16 protein-coding genes are annotated in these 18,728 nt (G+C 65.6%); 8 read left to right on the forward strand and 8 right to left on the reverse strand.

The genetic code is table 11. From position 1 onward, the window contains the following. Nucleotides 1–127 precede the first annotated feature (127 nt). The 3 genes from AC1RQK_RS22930 to AC1RQK_RS22940 form a co-directional block, all read right to left on the reverse strand. Nucleotides 128–1,339 carry an aminotransferase class V-fold PLP-dependent enzyme gene (locus AC1RQK_RS22930; RefSeq protein ID WP_492811356.1) on the reverse strand — a complete coding sequence of 404 codons (1,212 nt, stop codon included), beginning with the start codon at nucleotides 1,337–1,339 and terminating at the stop codon, nucleotides 128–130. Between the two features lie 26 nt (nucleotides 1,340–1,365). Continuing rightward, on the reverse strand, nucleotides 1,366–1,839 hold the full coding sequence (locus tag AC1RQK_RS22935) for a RidA family protein (RefSeq protein WP_492372734.1): 474 nt from the start codon (nucleotides 1,837–1,839) through the stop codon (nucleotides 1,366–1,368). 129 nt (nucleotides 1,840–1,968) lie between these two features. After that, complete coding sequence (locus AC1RQK_RS22940; RefSeq protein WP_492372735.1) at nucleotides 1,969–2,886, reverse strand: LysR substrate-binding domain-containing protein; 918 nt, start codon at nucleotides 2,884–2,886, stop codon at nucleotides 1,969–1,971. Nucleotides 2,887–3,145: 259 nt separating this feature from the next. Here AC1RQK_RS22940 and AC1RQK_RS22945 point away from each other — a divergent pair, with 259 nt between their 5' ends. From AC1RQK_RS22945 to AC1RQK_RS22960, 4 genes are read left to right on the forward strand one after another with little or no spacing between them, the layout of a single operon-like run. After that, on the forward strand, nucleotides 3,146–4,057 hold the full coding sequence (locus AC1RQK_RS22945) for a glutamate/aspartate ABC transporter substrate-binding protein (protein ID WP_492372736.1): 912 nt from the start codon (nucleotides 3,146–3,148) through the stop codon (nucleotides 4,055–4,057). A gap of 23 nt (nucleotides 4,058–4,080) precedes the next feature. Beyond that, nucleotides 4,081–5,415, forward strand: a complete 1,335-nt coding sequence (locus AC1RQK_RS22950) for an MFS transporter (RefSeq protein WP_492811359.1) — start codon at nucleotides 4,081–4,083, stop codon at nucleotides 5,413–5,415. A gap of 1 nt (nucleotide 5,416) precedes the next feature. After that, nucleotides 5,417–5,620, forward strand: coding sequence for a hypothetical protein (locus AC1RQK_RS22955; protein ID WP_492372738.1), 204 nt, complete (start codon nucleotides 5,417–5,419; stop codon nucleotides 5,618–5,620). After that, the gene (locus AC1RQK_RS22960; RefSeq protein ID WP_492811361.1) at nucleotides 5,610–6,992 is read left to right on the forward strand and encodes an AtzE family amidohydrolase; all 1,383 of its coding nucleotides are present in this window, start codon (nucleotides 5,610–5,612) and stop codon (nucleotides 6,990–6,992) included. Before AC1RQK_RS22955 ends, AC1RQK_RS22960 begins: the two co-directional genes overlap by 11 nt. Before the next feature lie 15 nt (nucleotides 6,993–7,007). Here the strand turns inward: AC1RQK_RS22960 and AC1RQK_RS22965 are convergent, their stop codons facing one another. Continuing rightward, entirely contained in the window at nucleotides 7,008–7,901 is an 894-nt protein-coding gene (locus AC1RQK_RS22965) for a MurR/RpiR family transcriptional regulator (protein ID WP_492372740.1), read from the reverse strand. A 333-nt stretch (nucleotides 7,902–8,234) separates the two neighbouring features. Between AC1RQK_RS22965 and AC1RQK_RS22970 the strand changes: the two genes are divergently transcribed. Together AC1RQK_RS22970 and AC1RQK_RS22975 are read left to right on the forward strand one after the other, a co-directional pair. Then, a complete protein-coding gene (locus tag AC1RQK_RS22970) occupies nucleotides 8,235–9,701 on the forward strand; it encodes an N-acyl-D-amino-acid deacylase family protein (RefSeq protein ID WP_492372741.1) in 1,467 nt (488 codons plus the stop codon). A 29-nt stretch (nucleotides 9,702–9,730) separates the two neighbouring features. Beyond that, the gene (locus tag AC1RQK_RS22975) at nucleotides 9,731–11,074 is read left to right on the forward strand and encodes an aspartate aminotransferase family protein (RefSeq protein ID WP_492372742.1); all 1,344 of its coding nucleotides are present in this window, start codon (nucleotides 9,731–9,733) and stop codon (nucleotides 11,072–11,074) included. Nucleotides 11,075–11,144: 70 nt separating this feature from the next. On the opposite strand, the gene AC1RQK_RS22980 is transcribed toward AC1RQK_RS22975, so the two are convergent. Beyond that, nucleotides 11,145–12,692 (reverse strand): glucan biosynthesis protein G, encoded by a 1,548-nt coding sequence (locus tag AC1RQK_RS22980; protein ID WP_492811402.1) that lies wholly within the window; start codon nucleotides 12,690–12,692, stop codon nucleotides 11,145–11,147. Nucleotides 12,693–12,933: 241 nt separating this feature from the next. Here AC1RQK_RS22980 and bglX point away from each other — a divergent pair, with 241 nt between their 5' ends. Next, nucleotides 12,934–15,222, forward strand: a complete 2,289-nt coding sequence (gene bglX, locus AC1RQK_RS22985; RefSeq protein WP_492811404.1) for a beta-glucosidase BglX — start codon at nucleotides 12,934–12,936, stop codon at nucleotides 15,220–15,222. Between the two features lie 454 nt (nucleotides 15,223–15,676). Here bglX and AC1RQK_RS22990 read toward each other — a convergent pair whose 3' ends face one another. From AC1RQK_RS22990 to AC1RQK_RS23000, 3 genes are all read right to left on the reverse strand, one after another. Next, entirely contained in the window at nucleotides 15,677–15,997 is a 321-nt protein-coding gene (locus AC1RQK_RS22990) for a calcium-binding protein (RefSeq protein ID WP_183031142.1), read from the reverse strand. Between the two features lie 215 nt (nucleotides 15,998–16,212). Then, a complete protein-coding gene (locus tag AC1RQK_RS22995; protein WP_492372743.1) occupies nucleotides 16,213–16,917 on the reverse strand; it encodes a methyltransferase family protein in 705 nt (234 codons plus the stop codon). A 238-nt stretch (nucleotides 16,918–17,155) separates the two neighbouring features. Further along, entirely contained in the window at nucleotides 17,156–18,034 is an 879-nt protein-coding gene (locus tag AC1RQK_RS23000) for a LysR family transcriptional regulator (protein ID WP_492372744.1), read from the reverse strand. 164 nt (nucleotides 18,035–18,198) lie between these two features. Here AC1RQK_RS23000 and AC1RQK_RS23005 point away from each other — a divergent pair, with 164 nt between their 5' ends. Further along, a complete protein-coding gene (locus AC1RQK_RS23005; RefSeq protein ID WP_253930999.1) occupies nucleotides 18,199–18,633 on the forward strand; it encodes a VOC family protein in 435 nt (144 codons plus the stop codon). Nucleotides 18,634–18,728 lie beyond the last annotated feature (95 nt).

Raw genomic sequence — 18,728 nt, forward strand, 5'->3', positions numbered from 1 at the left:
ATCAAGCGCCACATGAGGCATCTGCCCCGCCGCCTCCCCAGGAATTGGACATTCGCCCAAGTTGGCTAGCATGACTGGCCTCGATGTCGCACGATGCGCATCACGATGAGAAGCCCGGTCCGGCACCCTAACGCACCAGCGCCCGCAAGCCCTCCAGCAACCTCCCGATCTCTGCCTCGGTGGTCAGGTAGCTGACCGAGGCGCGGGCGATCTGGCTGAGTCCGCGGGCGTGCATATCCAGGGGGGTATAGGCGACGCCGTTGCTGCCGATCACCACGCCCTGCGCCGCCAGGCTACGCTGCACCGACACTGGGTCCTGGCCGGCCAGGTTGAACGCCACCAGTCCGGAGCGCTCGTGGCCCTGGTCCAGCACCGTCACGCCGGGTATGCCGGCCAGTTGCGCACGCAGCGCCTGCGCGGTGGCATCGATCCGCGCACGGATGTTCTCAAGGCCGATCTCCAGCGCTTCCTGCAAGGCGTTGGCCAGGCCGCAGCGCAGCGCCATCGATGCTTCCGCCGATTCGAAGCGGGCCGCGCCGGCCCGCAGTACCGGCTCGCCGTCCGCGTCCAGCGGCGCGGAGTACGTGTCGACGAATGCCGGCGTGAGCCGAGGCAGGAAGTCCTGCCGCACATACAGCAGGCCGGTGCCTCTTGGGCCGCGCAGTGCCTTGCGTCCGGCGCCGCTGAGCACGTCGCAGCCCAACTGGGCCACATCGATCGGCAATTGCCCCACCGCCTGCGCCGCGTCGATGAAGTAGGGGACGCCGTTGCGCCGCGCCACTTGCCCGATGGCCGCTGCCGGGTTGATCAGCCCGCCGTTGGCCGGCAGCCAGGTCAGCGCAATCAGGCGCACGCGGTCGTCCAGCATGGCCTCCAGCGCCTCGGGATCCACCGCGCCGCTGCTATCGGACGGAATGGCTTCGATCGACGCGCCCGCGCGCTGCGCATTCAGGCGCATGGCGGCCAGGTTGCCGCCCCATTCGTGGCGCCCGACCAGGATCCGGTCGCCGGGTTGCCAGGCTCCCAGGGCGGCGAACGCCGCGCCCCAGCCGGGCGAATTGCCCGTGGTCAGCGCGATCTCCGCCGGCTGGGCGTTGAGCAGTTGCGCGGCGAGGGTACGCGCGCGTTCCGTTTGTTCGCGCGCCGCGACGCCGGCTTCCATCGGTCCCAGCGTGGCCTCGCGCTGCAGGTGGCTGTAGATCGCCTCGAGCGTGGCCGCTGACGGCAGGGAGGCGCCGCCGTGGTTGAAGTGCGTGGTGCCTTGCGCACCCGGGGTAAGGGCGCGCAGGGCGTCGACGGCGGCAGCGGAAAGGGGAGCAGCGGTGAGGGGGGCTGGCATGGGGGTTCCTGGGATGCGTGTCCGGTTCAGGGCGAGGTCAGCGCGATGACCGCTTCGACTTCCACGGCAACGCCGGCAGGCAGCGAGGCCACGCCCACGGCGCTGCGCGCATGGCGGCCTGCATCGCCGAAGACCTGCACCATCAGGTCCGACGCACCGTTGGCGATGGCGCTCTGGCGATTGAAGTCCGGCGTACAAGCCACGAAAACGCCCAGCCGCACCACACGGGCCACCCGGTCGAGCCGGTCGCCCGTGGCGGCGGCGATCTGCGACAGGATGCCGAGCGCCGACAGCCGCGCCGCCCGCACGCCGTCTTCGTCCGAAATAGTGTCGCCCAGGCGGCCCAGGTACGCGGCCTGGCCATTTTCGCGGGAGATCTGGCCGGAGATATAGAGCTGGTTGCCGTCCTGCACGAACGATACGTAGTTGGCAGCGGGCGCGGCCGCGGCCTCGAGGGTCAGCCCGAGTTCGGCCACGCGGGCGGAGAGGGAGAGGGTCATGTGGGTTGCGCGGGAAAGGGATTGGGAAGGCCCATCCTATCGGCTTGGTGGCCGGGAAACCAATCAATTCTTGCTTCGCCACACATGAGCAAAACTAATCCGTGGGTGATCACGTGGCGCCACGCGGCGTCAGGCGCGGTCCAGCGCATCCTCGGTGGCCACCGCCATCAGCCAGCCACGGAATGCCGACGCGGCCTCGCCCAGCGCGCCGCGCGGCGCGACCAGCCACCAGCCGATGCCGGGATCATCCAGTACCGCGTCGGGCAGGGCCTGCACCAGCGCGCCGCTGGCCAGTTGCTGGGCGATCAGGCGGTGGCGGCCCATGGCGATGCCCTGGCCGGCGAGCGCCGCTTCCACCACGATGTTGTAGTCGTGCAGATGCACGGTCTGCGCCTGGCTCAGGTCCAGGCCAAAGCGGCGCGACCAGGCGTCCCACTCGAACGGCTGCCGGGCATGCGACGATAAAAACGCAAAGCGCAGCAGGTCCTGTGGCTTGGCGGGCCGATCCGGCCCGGCGATCAGGCCGGGCACACAGACCACCGACAGGCGCTCCGGCATGAGTTGCTGCGCCTGCACGCCCGGCCAGGCGCCGCGCCCGTAGCGGATCGCCACGTCGACCTCGCCGCCGGCCACATCCGCCAGGCCGATATCGGGCCGCAATTGCAGGTCGATGCCGGGATGCGCCAGCGAGAACGCCTGCAAGCGTGGCGCCAGCCAGCGCGTGCCAAACGACGCCAGCAGCCCCACGGTCAGCGTCGTGCGCGCCGTGCTGGGCGCCCGTACCTGCTCGGTGCCGTCGCGCAGCAGTTCGAACGCCGCGTGCACCTTGGCGTAATACGCCTGCCCCGCGGGCGTCAGCGCAACCGCGCGCGCGCGCCGCTCGAACAGCGTCACGCCCAGGTCGTTCTCCAGGCGCTGGATATGGTGGCTGACGGCGCTTTGTGACACAAAAAGCTCTTGGCCCGCCAGGCTGAAGCTCAGGCGCCTGGCGGCAGCTTCGAACGCGCGCAGGGTGACGAGAGGCGGCAGGGATCGCATGGAACGCATGAGGCTGGGTCAAAAGCTGGAGGCGAGCGCGACATGCTACGCCTGGTTGCGCAGGCCTGCTGGTTCCGTCATGCCTCAAAACGAGGCTGGTCATGCACCATTTGTATCGCCTTATTTGGTGCGTGATGCGTCTGTTACTTCATTTTTCTCGTAAAAAATACATATGTTTCATGGTTATCCATGATGGAACAGTTGTTGCTCAGTGAATAGTATTCAAACGCGATGGCCCGTCGCATGTCTGCTAAACAAGGAGCGATAAATGAAAGCTGTGAAAGCCACCTGCCTCGGATTGGCAATGCTGGGAGCGATGCTTGGCGTGGGGGCGGTCCAGGCCTCGGATGTGGCTGCCAGCCCCACGCTGGCCCGGATCAAGGAGTCGGGGACGATCACGATCGGGCATCGCACCACCTCGATCCCGTTTTCCTACTACGACAGCAACCAGAAGGTGATCGGCTACTCGCAGGACATCTGCGACAAGGTGGTGGCCGAGGTCAAGAAGCAGGCGGGGTTGGCCAAGCTTGACGTGCGCATGGTGCCGGTCACGTCGCAGAACCGCATATCCCTGGTCCAGAACGGCACAGTCGACCTGGAGTGCGGGGTCACCACCAACCTGAAAGCGCGCCAGCAGCAGGTGGCGTTCTCCACCACCTTCTTTGTTGCCGGCACGCGCCTGCTGGTCAAGAAGGGCGGCCCGGTCCACGACTTCCCGGACCTTAGCGGCAAGGCCGTGGTCACCAACGCGGGCACCACGTCCGAGCGGATCCTGCGCAAGCTCAACGACGACAAGAAGGCCAACATCACGATCCAGAGCGCCAAGGACTACGGCGAGTCGTTCCTGATCCTGCAATCGGGCCGCGTCTGGGCCTTCATGATGGACGACGTGCTGCTGTCGGGCGCGAAAACGCTGGCGCCGAACCCGGCGGAATGGGAAGTGGTTGGCACGCCCCAATCGTTCGAGGCTTACGGCTTCATGATGCGCAAGGACGATCCCGAGTTCAAGAAGCTGGTCGACGGCGTGATCACCGGCCTGATGAAGAGCGGCGAGATCAAGGGCCTGTACGACAAATGGTTCAGCAAGCCGGTGCCGCCTAAGAACATCAATTTCGAGTTCCCGATGAGCGCCGCGGTCAAGAGAGCTTACGACCAGCCCAACGACGAAGCGTTTGAGTAATCCCGTACCAGCAGGAGACCAGCATGACCGTTGTCAAGAACCCCGCCACCCTGGGTGACGCGGGGCAAGTGCCCCGCGTTGAGAGCGGGCTGGACGCCGCCGCCTTCGCCAAGGTGACCAGGCGCATCGTGCCGTTCATCGTCCTTTGCTATTTCTTCAGCTACCTGGACCGGGTGAATGTTGGCTTTGCCAAGCTGCAGATGCAGCAGGCGCTGGGGCTGAGCGACGTGGTGTACGGCATCGGGGCCGGTATCTTCTTCTGGGGCTACATGCTCTGCCAGGTGCCCAGCAGCCTGCTGATCTACCGGCTGGGCATGCGCAAGAGCATGGCCGCCATCATGATCGTGTGGGGGCTGGTTTCCGCCGCGACCATGCTGGTGAGCACGCCAGCGGAGTTCTACTTCGCACGTTTCATGCTGGGCGTGACGGAAGCCGGCTTCTTCCCTGCCGCGGTCATGTACCTGAACAAATGGTATCCGGCGGCCCGGCAGTCGAAGATCATGTCGATCCTGTTCCTGGCGATGCCGCTGGGGATGGTGCTGGGCGGGCCGATTTCTGGCGCGCTGATGTCCGGCACGCATGATCTGCATGGCTTGCAGGGCTGGCAGTGGATGTTCCTGATCGAAGCGTTGCCGGCGATCGTGCTGGGCCTGCTCGTGCTCAAGATGCTGCCGGAGTCGCCTCAGGCCGCGCCCTGGCTGACCAAGGCGGAAGCGGCGGCGATCACCACCACGCTATCCACGGAGAACGCCCGCAAGAACACGAGCTTCGTGGCCGCGCTCAAGTCTCCGGTGCTGTGGATGCTGATGGGCATTTGCCTGCTGTTCAATATCGGCAACTATGGCCTGGTGTTCTGGCTCCCGACCATCATCCAGTCCACGGGCATGCAGTCTCCCCTCGATATTGCCTTGCTGACGGCAATCCCGTATGGCGTTGCCTGCGTGGTGATGAACCGCAACGCGGCGCATGCGCAGCGCGTGGGTGAGCGGCGCCTGCATGCCGCCGTCCCGCTCTTTGTCGCGGCCGCCGCCATGTGGGCCAGCACGCTGTTTGCGCACAATACCGTCATGGCCATGGTGTTCCTGACCATCGGCATCTCCGGCCTGATGGCGACGCTGGCAATGTTCTGGGGCCTGCCGGGCCGCGTGCTGGCCGGTACGGCCGCCGCTGGCGGCATCGCCATGATCAACAGTGCCGCCAGCCTCGCTGGCTTGATCGGCCCCGTGCTCATGGGTGGCATCAAGCAGTCCACCGGCAGCATCTCGCTGGGGGTGCTGGCACTGGCCGCCATGATGCTGATTGCCGCGGCGCTGATCCTCGCCATTCCGCGCGAACTCATGTCCGACCGGCAGGTGTGAGATGGCGACGCAACGCATGACGCAGGCGGAACTGCTGGCTGCCGTCGATACCGCCATCGGCAAAGTCCTGCCGCCGGTTTCGGCGGAGGATATCGAGGCTGTTGTGGCGCTGGTGCAGGGCATGGAGGGCATGGCGCAGGGGCTTGCCAATGCCTTGGCAAGCGGGCAGGCGCGGAGCAGGGTGGGGGGCGGCGATGGCGCTTGATTTGCAGTCCGTCACTGGCATCGCGGCGCAGCTCCGCGGCGGGAGTCATACCGCGCAAGACGTGGTTCGGGCCAGCCTTGCCAGGGCGGCGCAGGTGGCGTCGCTGAACTGTGTCTCCCGGCTGCTGGCGCGGGAGGCCATTGTCGGCGCAGGCGCCTGTGACACGGCCCGCCTCGCCGGCGAGGCCCCGCTTCCCCTGGCTGGCGTGCCTTTTGTCGTCAAGAACCTGCTGGACGTGGCAGGCCACGCGACGCTTGCCGGCGCCCATGCGCGGGCAAACGAGCCGCCCGCCACCCGCAGCGCCGCCGTGGTGCAGGCGTTGATGGCGGCCGGCGCGATCCCGGTGGCGCTGACTCAGATGGACGAGTATGCCTGCGGCGCTACTGGCGAGAACGTGATCGGCGGACCGGTGCGCAATCCGCTGGATCCGTCCAGGATCGCCGGCGGATCGTCGGCGGGCACCGCCGCGGCGATTGCAGCCGGGATCGCACCGATTGGCATCGGGTCCGATACCAACGGATCCATTCGCGCGCCGGCGTCGTTCTGCGGCATCTGGGGCCTGCGGCCGACCACGGGCCGCATTTCGGCGCAAGGGTGCTTTCCGTATGCCGAGAGCCTGGACGCGGTGGGTCCGATGGCCTCGGATGCAACCGGGCTGGCAATGGCGTACCGCGCGATGCTGGGGTCCGGAGCCGGACCCGGACCCGGCGAGCCGATGCGGCCTGCCGGCGTGTCGATGGCTGGCCTGCGCGTGGGGATTTTGCAAGCCGGCTTTGGCGATTTCGCGCAGGACGAGGCCCAGGATGCCGTGCTGCGCGTTGCCTCGGCGTTTGATGCTGTACGGAAGATCGATTTACCCGAAGCCGATCTTGCACGCGACGCCGCGTCGATCATTTCCGCGTTTGAAGTCGGGCGCAACCATGTTCAGCGCGGATTCGCCGAGCGCCATCCTGGCTATAGCGCCTTTGTGCGCCGGCGCATGCTGGCCGGCCTGTCCATCCCCGAGGGCTGGTACCAGTTGGCCAAGGCCTACCAGGCCGTGTGGCGCCAAAAGCTGGAAGCACTGTTCGACGAGGTTGACCTGCTGCTGGCGTGCACCACGCCGTACGCCGCACCCCTGATCGGGGCGGAGCAGATCGCTGGCAGCAAGCGGGGCTACGTGCCGCGCGCAGATGCCGGCCACCTGACTCGCCCTGTCTCGCTGGCTGGGCTGCCCGTGGTCGCCGCGCCTTGCGCCGTGGCCGGCCTGCCCCTCGGCGTACAGCTAATCGCGCCGCCGTGGCAGGAAACTAGGTGCCTGGACGTGGCGTTGTTCCTGGAAGCGCAAGGGCTTTGCCGCAATGCGCGGGCCGGCTGCAGCCAGCTCGCCTAGCGCATGTCCGGCCAGCTAGCCCCGCCTGGCCGGGACATAGGCGCCGGTCTGGTGCAACTGGCCTTCGGCGAGTTCGAGCGCCTTGATCGCGCCCTTGCCCTTCTTGGCCAGCAACTGCTCGACCAGGGCTTCCGCCACCGCCACGCCGGCCGTGATGGAGGGAAAGAACGACGGGCTGTCGATGGAGAACAGCAGGGTGCAATCGGCATGCAAGGCAATCGGCGCCACGGTGCTGTCGGTCAGGGCCACCACGCGGCAGCCGGCCTCGCGCGCGGCATCGGCCACGCGGATGCTCTCCTGCGAGTAGGGCGCAAAGCTCACGACCACCACGGCATCCTTGGCCGTCAGGGCGCGCAGCTCCATCTCGAGCGTGCCCGCATCGCCACGGATCAGGTGCACCGTTGGGCGAAACAGCCGATACACGTAGTGCAGGGTGAACGCGATGGGGTAGCACGAGCGAAAGCCCGCTACATACACATTGGGCGCGGCGCTGAGCAGGTCAGCAGCCTGCGGCATCGACTCGGCATTGTTGGCCCCGGTCAGGTCCAGGTTGCGGTGCTGGGCGTCGAGCATTTCCGTGAGCATCCGGCTTGACCCGCTCTCGCGTACCAGCTTCTTGGCACGCTTGGCGTAGGGCTGCGGGCCGCCGCGGATCGACTCGACAAAGAGCTCGCGCAGGCCCTGCCAGCCCTCGAAGCCAAGGAACTGCGCCAGGCGCACCAGGGTGGCCGGCTGGACACCTGCATTCGCGGCAATCTTGCGCATGGACAGGATGGGAATCTCCTGCGGATGATCGAGCAGGTAGCGCGCCCCGCCCTGGAACTGCGTACTAAGCGTAGCGAAGTTCTCCCGGAGATGAACAAGTAGTTCATCCAGGCTCTGCGGCGGCATGGAGACTTCGGTAGGCATGGGTGGTGTCCTGATTGACGGATGTAACGATTGTTGCACAACTAGTCACCCGACGCACGGGGCGTGCCTCCGGCGTGGCTTGGTGCGGAATGAATCGAGTGAATCTCATTGATTTGTAAAGAAACATATGTTGCATAAGCGGGCGCGCTTTCTTATACTTCACCGACGCCGGCAGCGCTTCTTTGGCCGGTCCCGCCTTGAAGGCGAAGTTCGCGGCCCCAATGCGCACAGGCGCACAGGCGCGGACCAGCTTTGCGGCCCTGGAGGGCGTGAGGTGGGCGGAGGTTGTCAAGCAAGCGGGAATCGAACCACGGTAAGCAGGGGAGAGAAGTCATGTCGGCATTACCCATGGAGGCCGCCAGCATTGCAGATTTGCTGTTTCGGCGCGCGACGCTGGTCGATGGCACGGGCGCGCCGCGGCGGATCGCGGATGTCGCCGTCGCCGGCGGCCGGGTCGTTGCCGTCGGCGACCTGGCCGGCATGCAGGCCAGGGCAGTGATCGACGCGGCGGGCCGCGTGCTGGCGCCGGGCTTCATCGATTCCCACACGCACGACGACGGGTACCTGCTGGTGCATCCGGAGATGGAACCCAAGGTTTCGCAGGGCATCACCACGGTGGTGACAGGCAACTGCGGCATCAGCGTGGCGCCGCTGGTCATCGGCGATCCGCCACAGCCACTGGACCTGTTGGGGCCGGCGGAACTGTTCCGGTTCGCCGAGTTCGCCGACTGGCTGAATGCCATGCGCGCCAAGCCGGCCAACGTGAACGTGGTGCCGTTGCTCGGCCACTCGACGCTGCGCGTCAAGGCCATGCCGGACGTGAGCCGCGAGGCCAATGCGCAGGAAGTGGCCGCCATGCGCGTGGAGGTGGAAAAAGCCATGCAGGCAGGCGCCTTCGGCGTATCCACTGGCACCTTCTATCCGCCGGCCGCTGCCGCCACGGAGCAGGAGATCATCCAGGTCTGCGAGCCGCTGCGGGCATTCGGGGGCATCTACTCCACCCACCTGCGTGACGAGACCGACGATATCGTGCCCTCGATCGAAGAGGCGCTCAGGATCGGTGGGGCGCTGGATTGCCGCATCGTCTTCTCGCATCACAAAGTAGCGGGCAAACGCAATCATGGCCGCTCCGTGGAGACCCTGGCCATCCTGGAGAAAGCCTCCAGGCTGCAGCCGCTATGCCTGGACTGCCATCCCTATCCCGCAACCTCGACCATGCTCCGGCTGGACCGCGTACGGCAATCCACACGCACCATGATCACCTGGTCCAAAGGCTACCCGGAAGCGGGTGGCCGGGATTTCCAGGAACTCATGCAGACACTGGGGCTGGACGAACATGGCCTGCTGGAACGGCTGAAGCCCGCCGCCGCCATCTACTTCATCATGGATGAAGCGGACGTCGAGCGCATCGCCAGCTTTCCCCTGACCATCTTTGGCTCGGACGGGCTGCCGTTCGACCCACGCCCCCATCCGCGCCAGTGGGGCACGTTCCCACGCATCCTCGCGCGGATGGTGCGTGAGTCCGGGCTGATGACGCTTGAGCAAGCCGTTCACAAGATGTCCGGGCTTGCCGCCGAGCAATACGGACTCACGGACCGCGGGCTAGTCCGGGCCGGCCAGTTCGCCGACCTGGTCCTGTTCGACGCGCAACGTGTGCAGGACCACGCCACCTTCGAGGATCCGATCCGCCTCAGCGAGGGCATCCACGGCGTCTGGGTCAATGGCCAGCGCGTGTGGGAAAACACACACGTTATCCCGGCATTTTCCGGCCAGGTTCTGACGCACCGCCCGCGTCCCTAATTCGACATTTCGTTTCCACACCAGACATCATGACCCACGTATTCCACCGCAATCCCCGCCAGACGCTTGCCGTGGCAGTTTCCGGCAAGGGCATCGAGCTCATCGACAGCAATGGCAAGCACTATATCGACGCTTCGGGCGGGGCCGCGGTGTCCTGCCTGGGCCACGGGCATCCCAGGGTGATCGAGGCGATCAAGCAGCAGGTCGACTCGCTCGCCTACGCGCATACGTCGTTCTTCACCACCGAAGTGTCGGAAGAACTGGCCCGCACCTTGGCGCAAGCGGCGCCCGGCGATCTGAACCACGTCTACTTTGTCTCGGGCGGCTCGGAGGCGGTCGAGGCCGCGTTGAAGCTGGCGCGGCAGTATTTCGTGGAGATCGGGCAAACGCAGCGCCGCCACTTCATCGCGCGCCGCCAGAGCTACCATGGCAACACGCTGGGGGCGCTGGCCATCGGCGGCAATGCATGGCGTCGCGAGCCGTTCCTGCCCCTGCTGGTGCCGGCGCACCATGTGGCGCCGTGCTACGCCTACCGCGACCAGGAAGCGGGCGAGACCGACCAGCAGTACGCGCAGCGCCTGGCCGACGAGCTCGAAGCCAAGATCCTCGAACTTGGCCCGCAGAGCGTCGCCGCGTTCGTGGCGGAGACGGTGGTGGGCGCGACCGCCGGCGCGGTGCCGCCGGTGGCGGACTATCTCAGGCGTATTCGCGCTGTCTGCGACAAGTACGGCGTGCTGCTGATCCTCGACGAAATCATGTCCGGCATGGGCCGCACCGGCTACCTGTTCGCGTGCGAGGAGGATGGCGTGGTGCCCGATATCGTGACCATCGCCAAGGGCCTGGCCGCGGGCTATCAACCGATCGGCGCAATGATATCGAGCAGCCGCATCTATGACGCGGTGGTGGGCGGCAGCGGCTTCTTCCAGCATGGGCACACGTATATCGGCCATGCCACGGCTTGCGCGGCGGCACTGGCCGTGCAGCGCACCATCTCCGGGGACCATCTGCTGGAGAACGTGCTGGCGCGCGGCGAGCAGCTCCGCGCGCGGCTGCGCGAAACGCTGGGCGACCACCCCAACGTTGGCGACATCCGCGGCCGCGGCCTCTTTGTCGGCGTGGAGTTCGTGGCCGACCGCGAGACCAAGGCGACGCTGGACCCCGCCCTGAAGATGCATGCCCGGCTCAAGTCCACCGCCATGCACAACGGGCTGCTGATCTATCCGATGGGCGGCACCGTGGATGGCGTGCGGGGCGACCACGTGCTCTTTGCGCCGCCGTTCATCTGCACGGCGCAGGATATCGACCGCATCGTCGAGCGCTTTGCCGCGTCGGTGCAGACCGTGATGCCGGCGACCCGCGGCGCGCTCGCCTGAGCCGGGACGCCAGGCGCAGGACGGGGGGGCGGCACGGCGCAACAGGCGGTCGTATTTCGTATTGCCCGTATTATTTGCCGCCGACCGAATACGGCGGCATCTGGTAGCTCCACGTTTCGCTCAGCGTCTTGTCGCCGGACACCAGCGCCGCGCGCATTTCCACCACCTGCTTCGGATCCTTGACCTTGATCCGCAGGTTCAGCCGCCAGCCCTTGATGACGGGATTGGGTTCCACCACCCTGTCGATGATCTCGGCGTTGCTGCTCACGCTGACCTGCGCGCCCACCTGCGTGCCCGGGGGAAGGCTCGCCAGCACGGGGCCTTCGAAGTCAACCACGATGCCTGTGCTGCCATCCAGGTGGCGGATCAGGTTGGCCTGCGTGATTTCTCCTGCGGAGCGCAGCGTCTGCCTGACCGAGGCCAGGTTCTTGTCCATCAGGGCGCGCTCGTCAAGGGTCCAGTGCATCGTGTAGTCCGCCTTCAGGGGCTGGCCCTTGGGCGGCAACTGGTCCGGCGTCCAGAAGGCGACGATGTTGTCGTTGGTCTCGTCAGGCGTGGGGATTTCCACCAGCTCGACCTTGCCCTTGCCCCAGTCGCCCTGGGGCTCGATCCAGGCGCTTGGCCGCAGGTCATAACGGTCCTTCAGGTCTTCATACGAGGAAAACTCGCGGCCCCGCTGGAGCAGGCCGAAGCCCCTGGGGTTGGTGACCTGGAAGGTGCTGATGGCGAGGTTGCGCGGATTGTTCAGCGGGCGCCACAGCCATTCGCCGCTGCCGGTATGGATGGCAAGGCCGTTGGAGTCGTGCAGGGCCGGGCGGAAGTTGTACTGGTCGCGCTGCTGGTTCGGCCCGAACAGGAACATGCTGGTCAGTGGCGCCACGCCGAGCTTGGCGACGGGGCCGCGCAGGAAAATGCGCGCCTGCACCTTGAGGACCGCGTCCTCGCCGGGGTAGAGATCGAAGCGGTAGGCGCCGGTGGCACGCTGGGAATCAAGCAGCGCATAGAACACCAGGTGCTTGTCCTGTGGATCCGGCCGCTCGATCCAGAACTCGCGGAAGGCCGGAAACTCCTCTGCGACGGGCAGCCCGGTATCGATGGCCAGGCCGCGGCTGGACAGGCCATAGACCTGGTTCTTGCCGATGACCCTGAAGTAGCTGGCGCCCAGCACGCTCATGATCTCGTCGAGCTTGTCGGCCCGGTTGATCGGGTAGAGCACCCGGAAGCCGGCATAGCCGAGCTTGCCGGTCGCGGACTTGTCCAGCTTCAGGTCGCCGAAGTCGAAGCGCGCGGGATCGTACCTGATCTCATGGACCGCGCCGCCCACGATCTCGTTGATGCGTACCGGGCTGCCGAACTGCATGCCCTGGTGGTAGAAGCCCAGGCGGAACGGCGTGCCTTGGTCCTTCCACTCCAGGTTGTCGCGCTGGGGCTGGATCTTGATGTAGTCGGCAAACTGCATCTGGCTGAACACCGGGGGCAGGTTGCTGACCGGTGCGGCATAGGGCTTGTCGGCCAGGGTCTTGGCGCGGGGCACCACGTCGTCCAGGGAGAACGCGCTGGCCTGGCTGCCCGCCAGCAACGCCCCGGCGGCCAGCAGCGTTGGCAAGGCGATTTGCATCTTGTTACGAAACGACGCGGCGATGACGGCAAGAACCACGAATCTCTCCAGAAAAACAGGTTAAGCAAGGCTGCCGCGTCACATGCGGCGGCAGCAGATAGTGTAGTGGCGGTAAACTGCGCTCGCAGTGCAGAAAGATAAACGATAGCGTATTTCGCTTCGCGTGCCTGTCAGGCAGGAAACGCGCACCACCTGCGGGGCAGCTACCTTGTCGCGCCACCTGGATAACACTCAGATGAGAATGCTCTCTTTGCTGGCCCTGTCGGCCAGCCTGGTTTGTTCCCCGGTTTTTGCCGGTACCGCGCCGGCTGCCGCCGGCGACAAGAATGCCTTCGTCGCCGATCTCATAGGACGGATGACGCTGGAGGAGAAGATCGGGCAATTGCGCCTGATCAGCATCGGCGAGGACATGCCCCAGCCCCAATTGCTCAAGGAGATCGCGGCGGGCCGGGTAGGCGGCACGTTCAACTCGGTGACGCGCAAGGACAACCGGCCGATGCAGCAGGCGGCGGTGGAGCGCAGCCGCCTGAAGATCCCCATCTTCTTCGCCTACGACGTGGTGCACGGGCAACGCACCATCTTCCCGATCAGCCTGGGCCTGGCATCGAGCTGGGACATGGAAACCGTGGCGCAGAGCGCGCGCGTCTCGGCCATCGAAGCCAGCGCGGATGGCCTCGACATGACCTTCGCGCCGATGGTCGACATCTCGCGCGATCCGCGCTGGGGGCGCACGTCGGAAGGGTTTGGCGAGGATCCGTACCTGGTCTCGCTGTGCGCGCAGGCCAGCGTCAGGGGCTTTCAGGGAACCTCCCTGGCCAACGCAGATAGCGTGATGGCGGTGGTCAAGCACTTCGCGCTGTACGGCGCGGTGGAAGGCGGGCGCGACTACAACACGGTCGACATGAGCCCGCTGCGCATGTACCAGGACTACCTGCCGCCGTACCGCGCCGGCATCGATGCCGGCGCCGGCGGCGTCATGATTGCGCTGAACTCGATCAACGGCGTGCCGGCCACATCCAACACATGGCTGTTGCGGGACCTGCTGCGCAAGAGCTGGGGCTTCAAGGGCATCACGGTGAGCGACCACGGGGCCATCGACGAGCTGACCAAGCATGGCGTGGCCAAGGATGCGCGCGAGTCCGCCAAGCTCGCCATCCTGGCCGGCGTCGACATGAGCATGCACGACTCCGCCTACCGGGACCACCTGCCCGAACTGGTGAAATCCGGCGAAGTGCCCATGCGCGTCATTGACGACGCGGTGCGCGAGATACTGGGCGCCAAGTACGACCTGGGACTGTTCCAGGAACCCTTCAAGCGCATCGGCGCCGCGGAGCAGGACCCGGCCGACGTCGACGCGCCGAGCCGCCTGCATCGGGAGGCCGCACGCGCCGCCGCGCGCAAGTCGCTGGTGCTGCTCGAGAACCGCGAGCGCACGCTGCCGCTGAAGAAGGCCGGCACGGTCGCGCTCGTCGGGCCGCTGGCCGATGCGCCCATCGACACCATGGGGAGCTGGTCGGCTGCCGGCAAATCCGCGCAGACGGTGACGCTGCTCCAAGGCGTGCGCGACGCGCTCGGCGGCAATGGCCGCGTGGTCTATGCCCGCGGCGCGAACGTGACCGACGACGCTGGCGTGGTCGGGTACCTGAACTTCATGAACTGGGACAAGCCCGAGATTGTCCAGGATAAGCGTGCCCCGGGGGACATGATTGCCGAAGCCGTGGCGGCAGCGCGCGGCGCCGACGTGATCGTGGTGGCCGTGGGCGAGTCGCGCGGCATGTCGCATGAAGCCTCGAGTCGTACCACCTTGTCGCTGCCGGGCAGCCAGGAGACGCTGCTCAAGGCGCTCAAGACCACCGGCAAGCCGATGGTGGTGGTGTTGATGAACGGCCGCCCGCTCACCATCAACTGGGTGAAGGACAACGCCGACGCCGTGCTCGAGACCTGGTACGCCGGCACCGAAGGCGGCCATGCCATTGCCGACGTGCTGTTCGGGGACTACAACCCTTCGGGCAAGCTGCCCGTTTCCTTCCCGCGCTCGCTCGGGCAGATCCCCACCTACTACAACCAGCTGCGTATCGGGCGCCCGTTCGTGCCGGGCCAGCCGCCAAACTACACCTCGCAATACTTCGAGGAAACGTCCGGTCCGCTGTACCCGTTCGGCTACGGACTGAGCTATACGGACTTCAGCGTATCCGGCATCACGCTGTCGAGCCCCACCATGCCGCGCGGTGGCCGCATCGAGGCGAGCGTGACGGTGAAGAACACCGGGCAGCGCGATGGCGAAACCGTGGTCCAGCTCTATATCCAGGACGTTGCCGCTTCCGTGGTGCGGCCGGTGAAGGAACTGAAGGACTTCCACAAGCTCATGCTCAAGGCAGGCGAGGAGCGCGTGGTGCGTTTTGCCCTCGATGAGGACAAGCTGAAGTTCTTCAATGCCAAACTTGACTATGCCGCCGAGCCGGGGGAGTTCAAGGTCCAGATCGGGCTGGATTCGCAAGCTGTGCGTGAGCAGGGCTTTGTGCTGCAGTAGGGGAGAGGTGAGGGCTTGGGAAAGTGCGTTGATTGCGCGCGCGGTCTCAGCCCGCTGGCCTGAATAGGGGTTTATGCCAGCTTTTCGCCGGCGCCGCGTTGCGGTCTACTGAAAGCGAGTTGAGACGTGGCTGGCGTGTGGAACAGATACTGCCGTGCTTTCCACAAATGATCAGCCGTGGATTCCTACTTCAGGAGACAACACCATGGTGACCAAGCAGGACGATGCATTCGTTTTGAAAAACCTTCTCGCGCTGGCGGCAGTGGAAGCGCTAGGCGGCGCGATTGCGCTAGGGTTCGCCTTCAACCTCCTGACCTGACTGGAATATCGCCAGGGACCGTCCATCATTAAATAAGCACTAAATAAGCACTAAAGCTCCCCGGCACTGGCCTGGTTCTGGCCAGCACGCCGGGGAACTCGCCTTGACCCTACCTTGAGGGCCAGTGCCGTCAGCTCAGTTCAGGCTTCCCGGATTTTGTGCCGCAGCGCGCTGTTTGGACTTGGCCGCCCAGTACGCGCCAATCTGCTTCTGCGTGATCTCGCCCTTCTTCTTGGCGTCGATCGCGTCGAAATTCTTGTAGACCTCGGGCATGCCCGCCTCCGCTTCCTCTTTCGTCAGCTTGCCGTCGTGATTAGTGTCGGCAGCAGCGAACTTTTCCGCGAATTTTGCCTTGGCTTCCTTTGCATTCATCGGCTGCTGTTGCGCGCCGACGCTGCCGGCGGCGAAAAAGGCGAGCAGCGCCAGGCTGGCTGTTGATACTAGCCGTGGAATCATTAGCGTCTCCTTGAACACTTCGATGGTGGGGCCTGCCGGTCTGGCGGATGTCCGCGATCGGCGGGCTTTTGCAGGAATCGGGGAGCAATCGATTCCCCCAGATCCTTGGCTATGATCATCGTTGGCTTTCCGGTGTTCGGGTATTTAGATATTTCCGGATCTGATATTAGAATTTTCCCAATCCAGGGGGCGAGCCGGGTAATCCCTAGCGCCACTTAAAACACGCCGGGAATGACGCGATATCGCACATTGGCCTGATACGCGCGATAGGCGGGATCCTGGCCCAGGAGTTGTTCTTCCCTGAACATCCGGCCCGTTTGCAAGGCATAAAGGCCGCCGTAGAGCAGTGCATTGCGCCAGCCAAAGTTGGCCAGCAGGAAGCCAAGGTCCGTCACCAGATAGCTGAGATAAATGGGGTGGCGCACGAGCCGGTACGCGCCGCGCGACACCACGCCGCGATTGGCGGGCAGGATGCCGAAGGAGCCGCGCAGCGATAGCTTGGCGAATAGCTGGAACAGGATGCCGGTGATTTCCAGCGTTGCGCCGACTGTCTCGGGGACAAGGCGAACGCCGGGGTCGAGTTCGATCCCGAGATAGTAGAAGCTGCCGCCAATCGACATCACAAAGCTCAAGGGGCGCATGTCGCGCCTTTCGGGGATCCGCGAGAACAGCGACAAACCTACGGTCAGCACCGTGGCAACCACGAGCAGCAGCAAGGTGATGCGCTCGGGCGCCAGGCGCCACTGCGCGTAAGCGCTATAGGCGAACAGGCTCAGCAACAGGACGACGCCCAGGCGCGCGGACACCTCCATCACCATCTCACGCACTTGTGGCCGGATGAATCTGATAGAGAATCCACCGCCGTTGCGCGCATTGACCCGATTGGCGCTACGCGACTTTGCGTCGCTATCGTTATGCATTCCCTGAGACCTCTCTGTTTTTATAAGGCAAGCCTGCATGACCCGCGCGGGACATCGTCATGCCGCGTCGGATGGATTCAGCGTGCCAATCATGAGCAGAGATTACGCCGGGATGCGGGTGCAACCCATATCCCCCTAACGAGGGGACAACCTTGCGCCTCGCGTGTCAGGCAGCCGCGGGGCGCGCGGGAGGGGGGCGACATCGTGCAAGCCGGTGGCGGGCGGGATGTGCGCCTGCCTACACCTTGCTGCCCGACGCCGCCTCGCTGATGTACTCGGCGAGCCGGCTTGCCACCGGCTGACGGCTATGGCGTGGCCGCTCCACCAGGCCGATCTCGCGGTGAAAGGTATCGTCGCCAAGCGGCAGGGCAGTCACGCCGTGGGGCCAAGGGCCTTGCGCCGCCGTTTGCGGAATCAGCGCCACGCCAAGGCCGCGCGCCACCAGTTGCACGATGCCCTGCAGCTCGTCCAGCTCGATGGCGTCCTGTACTGCCAGCCGCGACTGTCGCAAGAACTGGTCGACCAGCCGGCCACCGAACGAGCTGCGGTCATAGCGGATAAAGGGCGCGGATTCCAGCGCGTCGCTCCAGGCCTGGCCTGCCATGGCGGCCGGCGCCAGCAGCACGAACGGCTCCATCACCAGCGTGCGCCACTCCAGCTCCGACGGCAGCGCAAAGGGAGGCCGGATCATCACCGCGATATCGATCTCGCCCGCATCCACCTGGCCAAGCAGGTTCAGGGACACGCCCGGCACAACGCGGATCCTGCAGCCGGGCAGCTCGGCGCGGAAGGCGGCCATCGCGTCGATCAGGAACGACACCTGGGCCGAGGCGATCGAGCCCACCCGCACCATGCCGCTGCGCTCCGTGGCGCCGCCGTGCTCGCCGATGCGCGCGTAGAGCGCCATCAGTTCCTCCGCCAGCGCCAGGGTTTCCCGGCCGGCGGCGTTCAGCCGCGCCGAGCGGCCCGTGCGGTCGAACAGGGAGAAGCCAAGCTCTTGCTCGAGGCGGTGGATCTGCGCGCTGACAGCCGACTGGGTCAGCCCGATGCGCGCGCCCGCGCTGGCAAAGGTGCCGTGCCGGGCTACGGCGATAAAGGTCTTGAATTCGCGCAGCATGATCGTTTCATCAATTTTCGTGTAGCTAAGGTCAAAAATATATCGCTTTTTTTAATTGGTTGCCATGCCTAGACTTTCCCTCATTGGTTCACCGGCCGGCGTTGCCGGCGGCGGGCCAAGACCCGACCCACACAACACTTCGAACACTTCGATCCCCAAGCGCCATGAGCGAAATCACTCCCGTCCTCGCCCCGTTCCACCTTGCCTTCCCCGTCCACAGCATCGCCGCCGCGCGCGAATTCTACGGCGACCTGCTGGGCTGCCCCGAAGGGCGCAGCGCGCCGGACTGGGTGGATTTCAACTTCTACGGCCACCAGATCGTGGCCCACCTGGCGCCGGAAGAAGCAGGCCACCGCCACACCAGCGCCGTGGATGGCGATGCCGTGCCGGTGCGCCACTTTGGCGTGGTGCTGCCGATGGATCAGTGGCATGTCGCTGCCGACAAGCTCAAGGCCGCCAACCTGTCGTTCATCATCGAGCCGCATATCCGCTTCAAGGGCGAGGTAGGCGAGCAGGCCACGATGTTCTTCCTCGATCCGTCGGGCAATGCGCTGGAGCTCAAGGCCTTTGCCAATATCGCTTCGCTGTTCGCCAAGTAACACGAACGTCGGATCCACATCGGATCCACATCGGATCCACGTCAGACCAGAGTGAGACCGGCCACAAGGCCGGCCGCCGCACGCGGGGGCAGGGC

The organism is Cupriavidus sp. GW822-FHT02D05 (genome assembly GCF_058802485.1).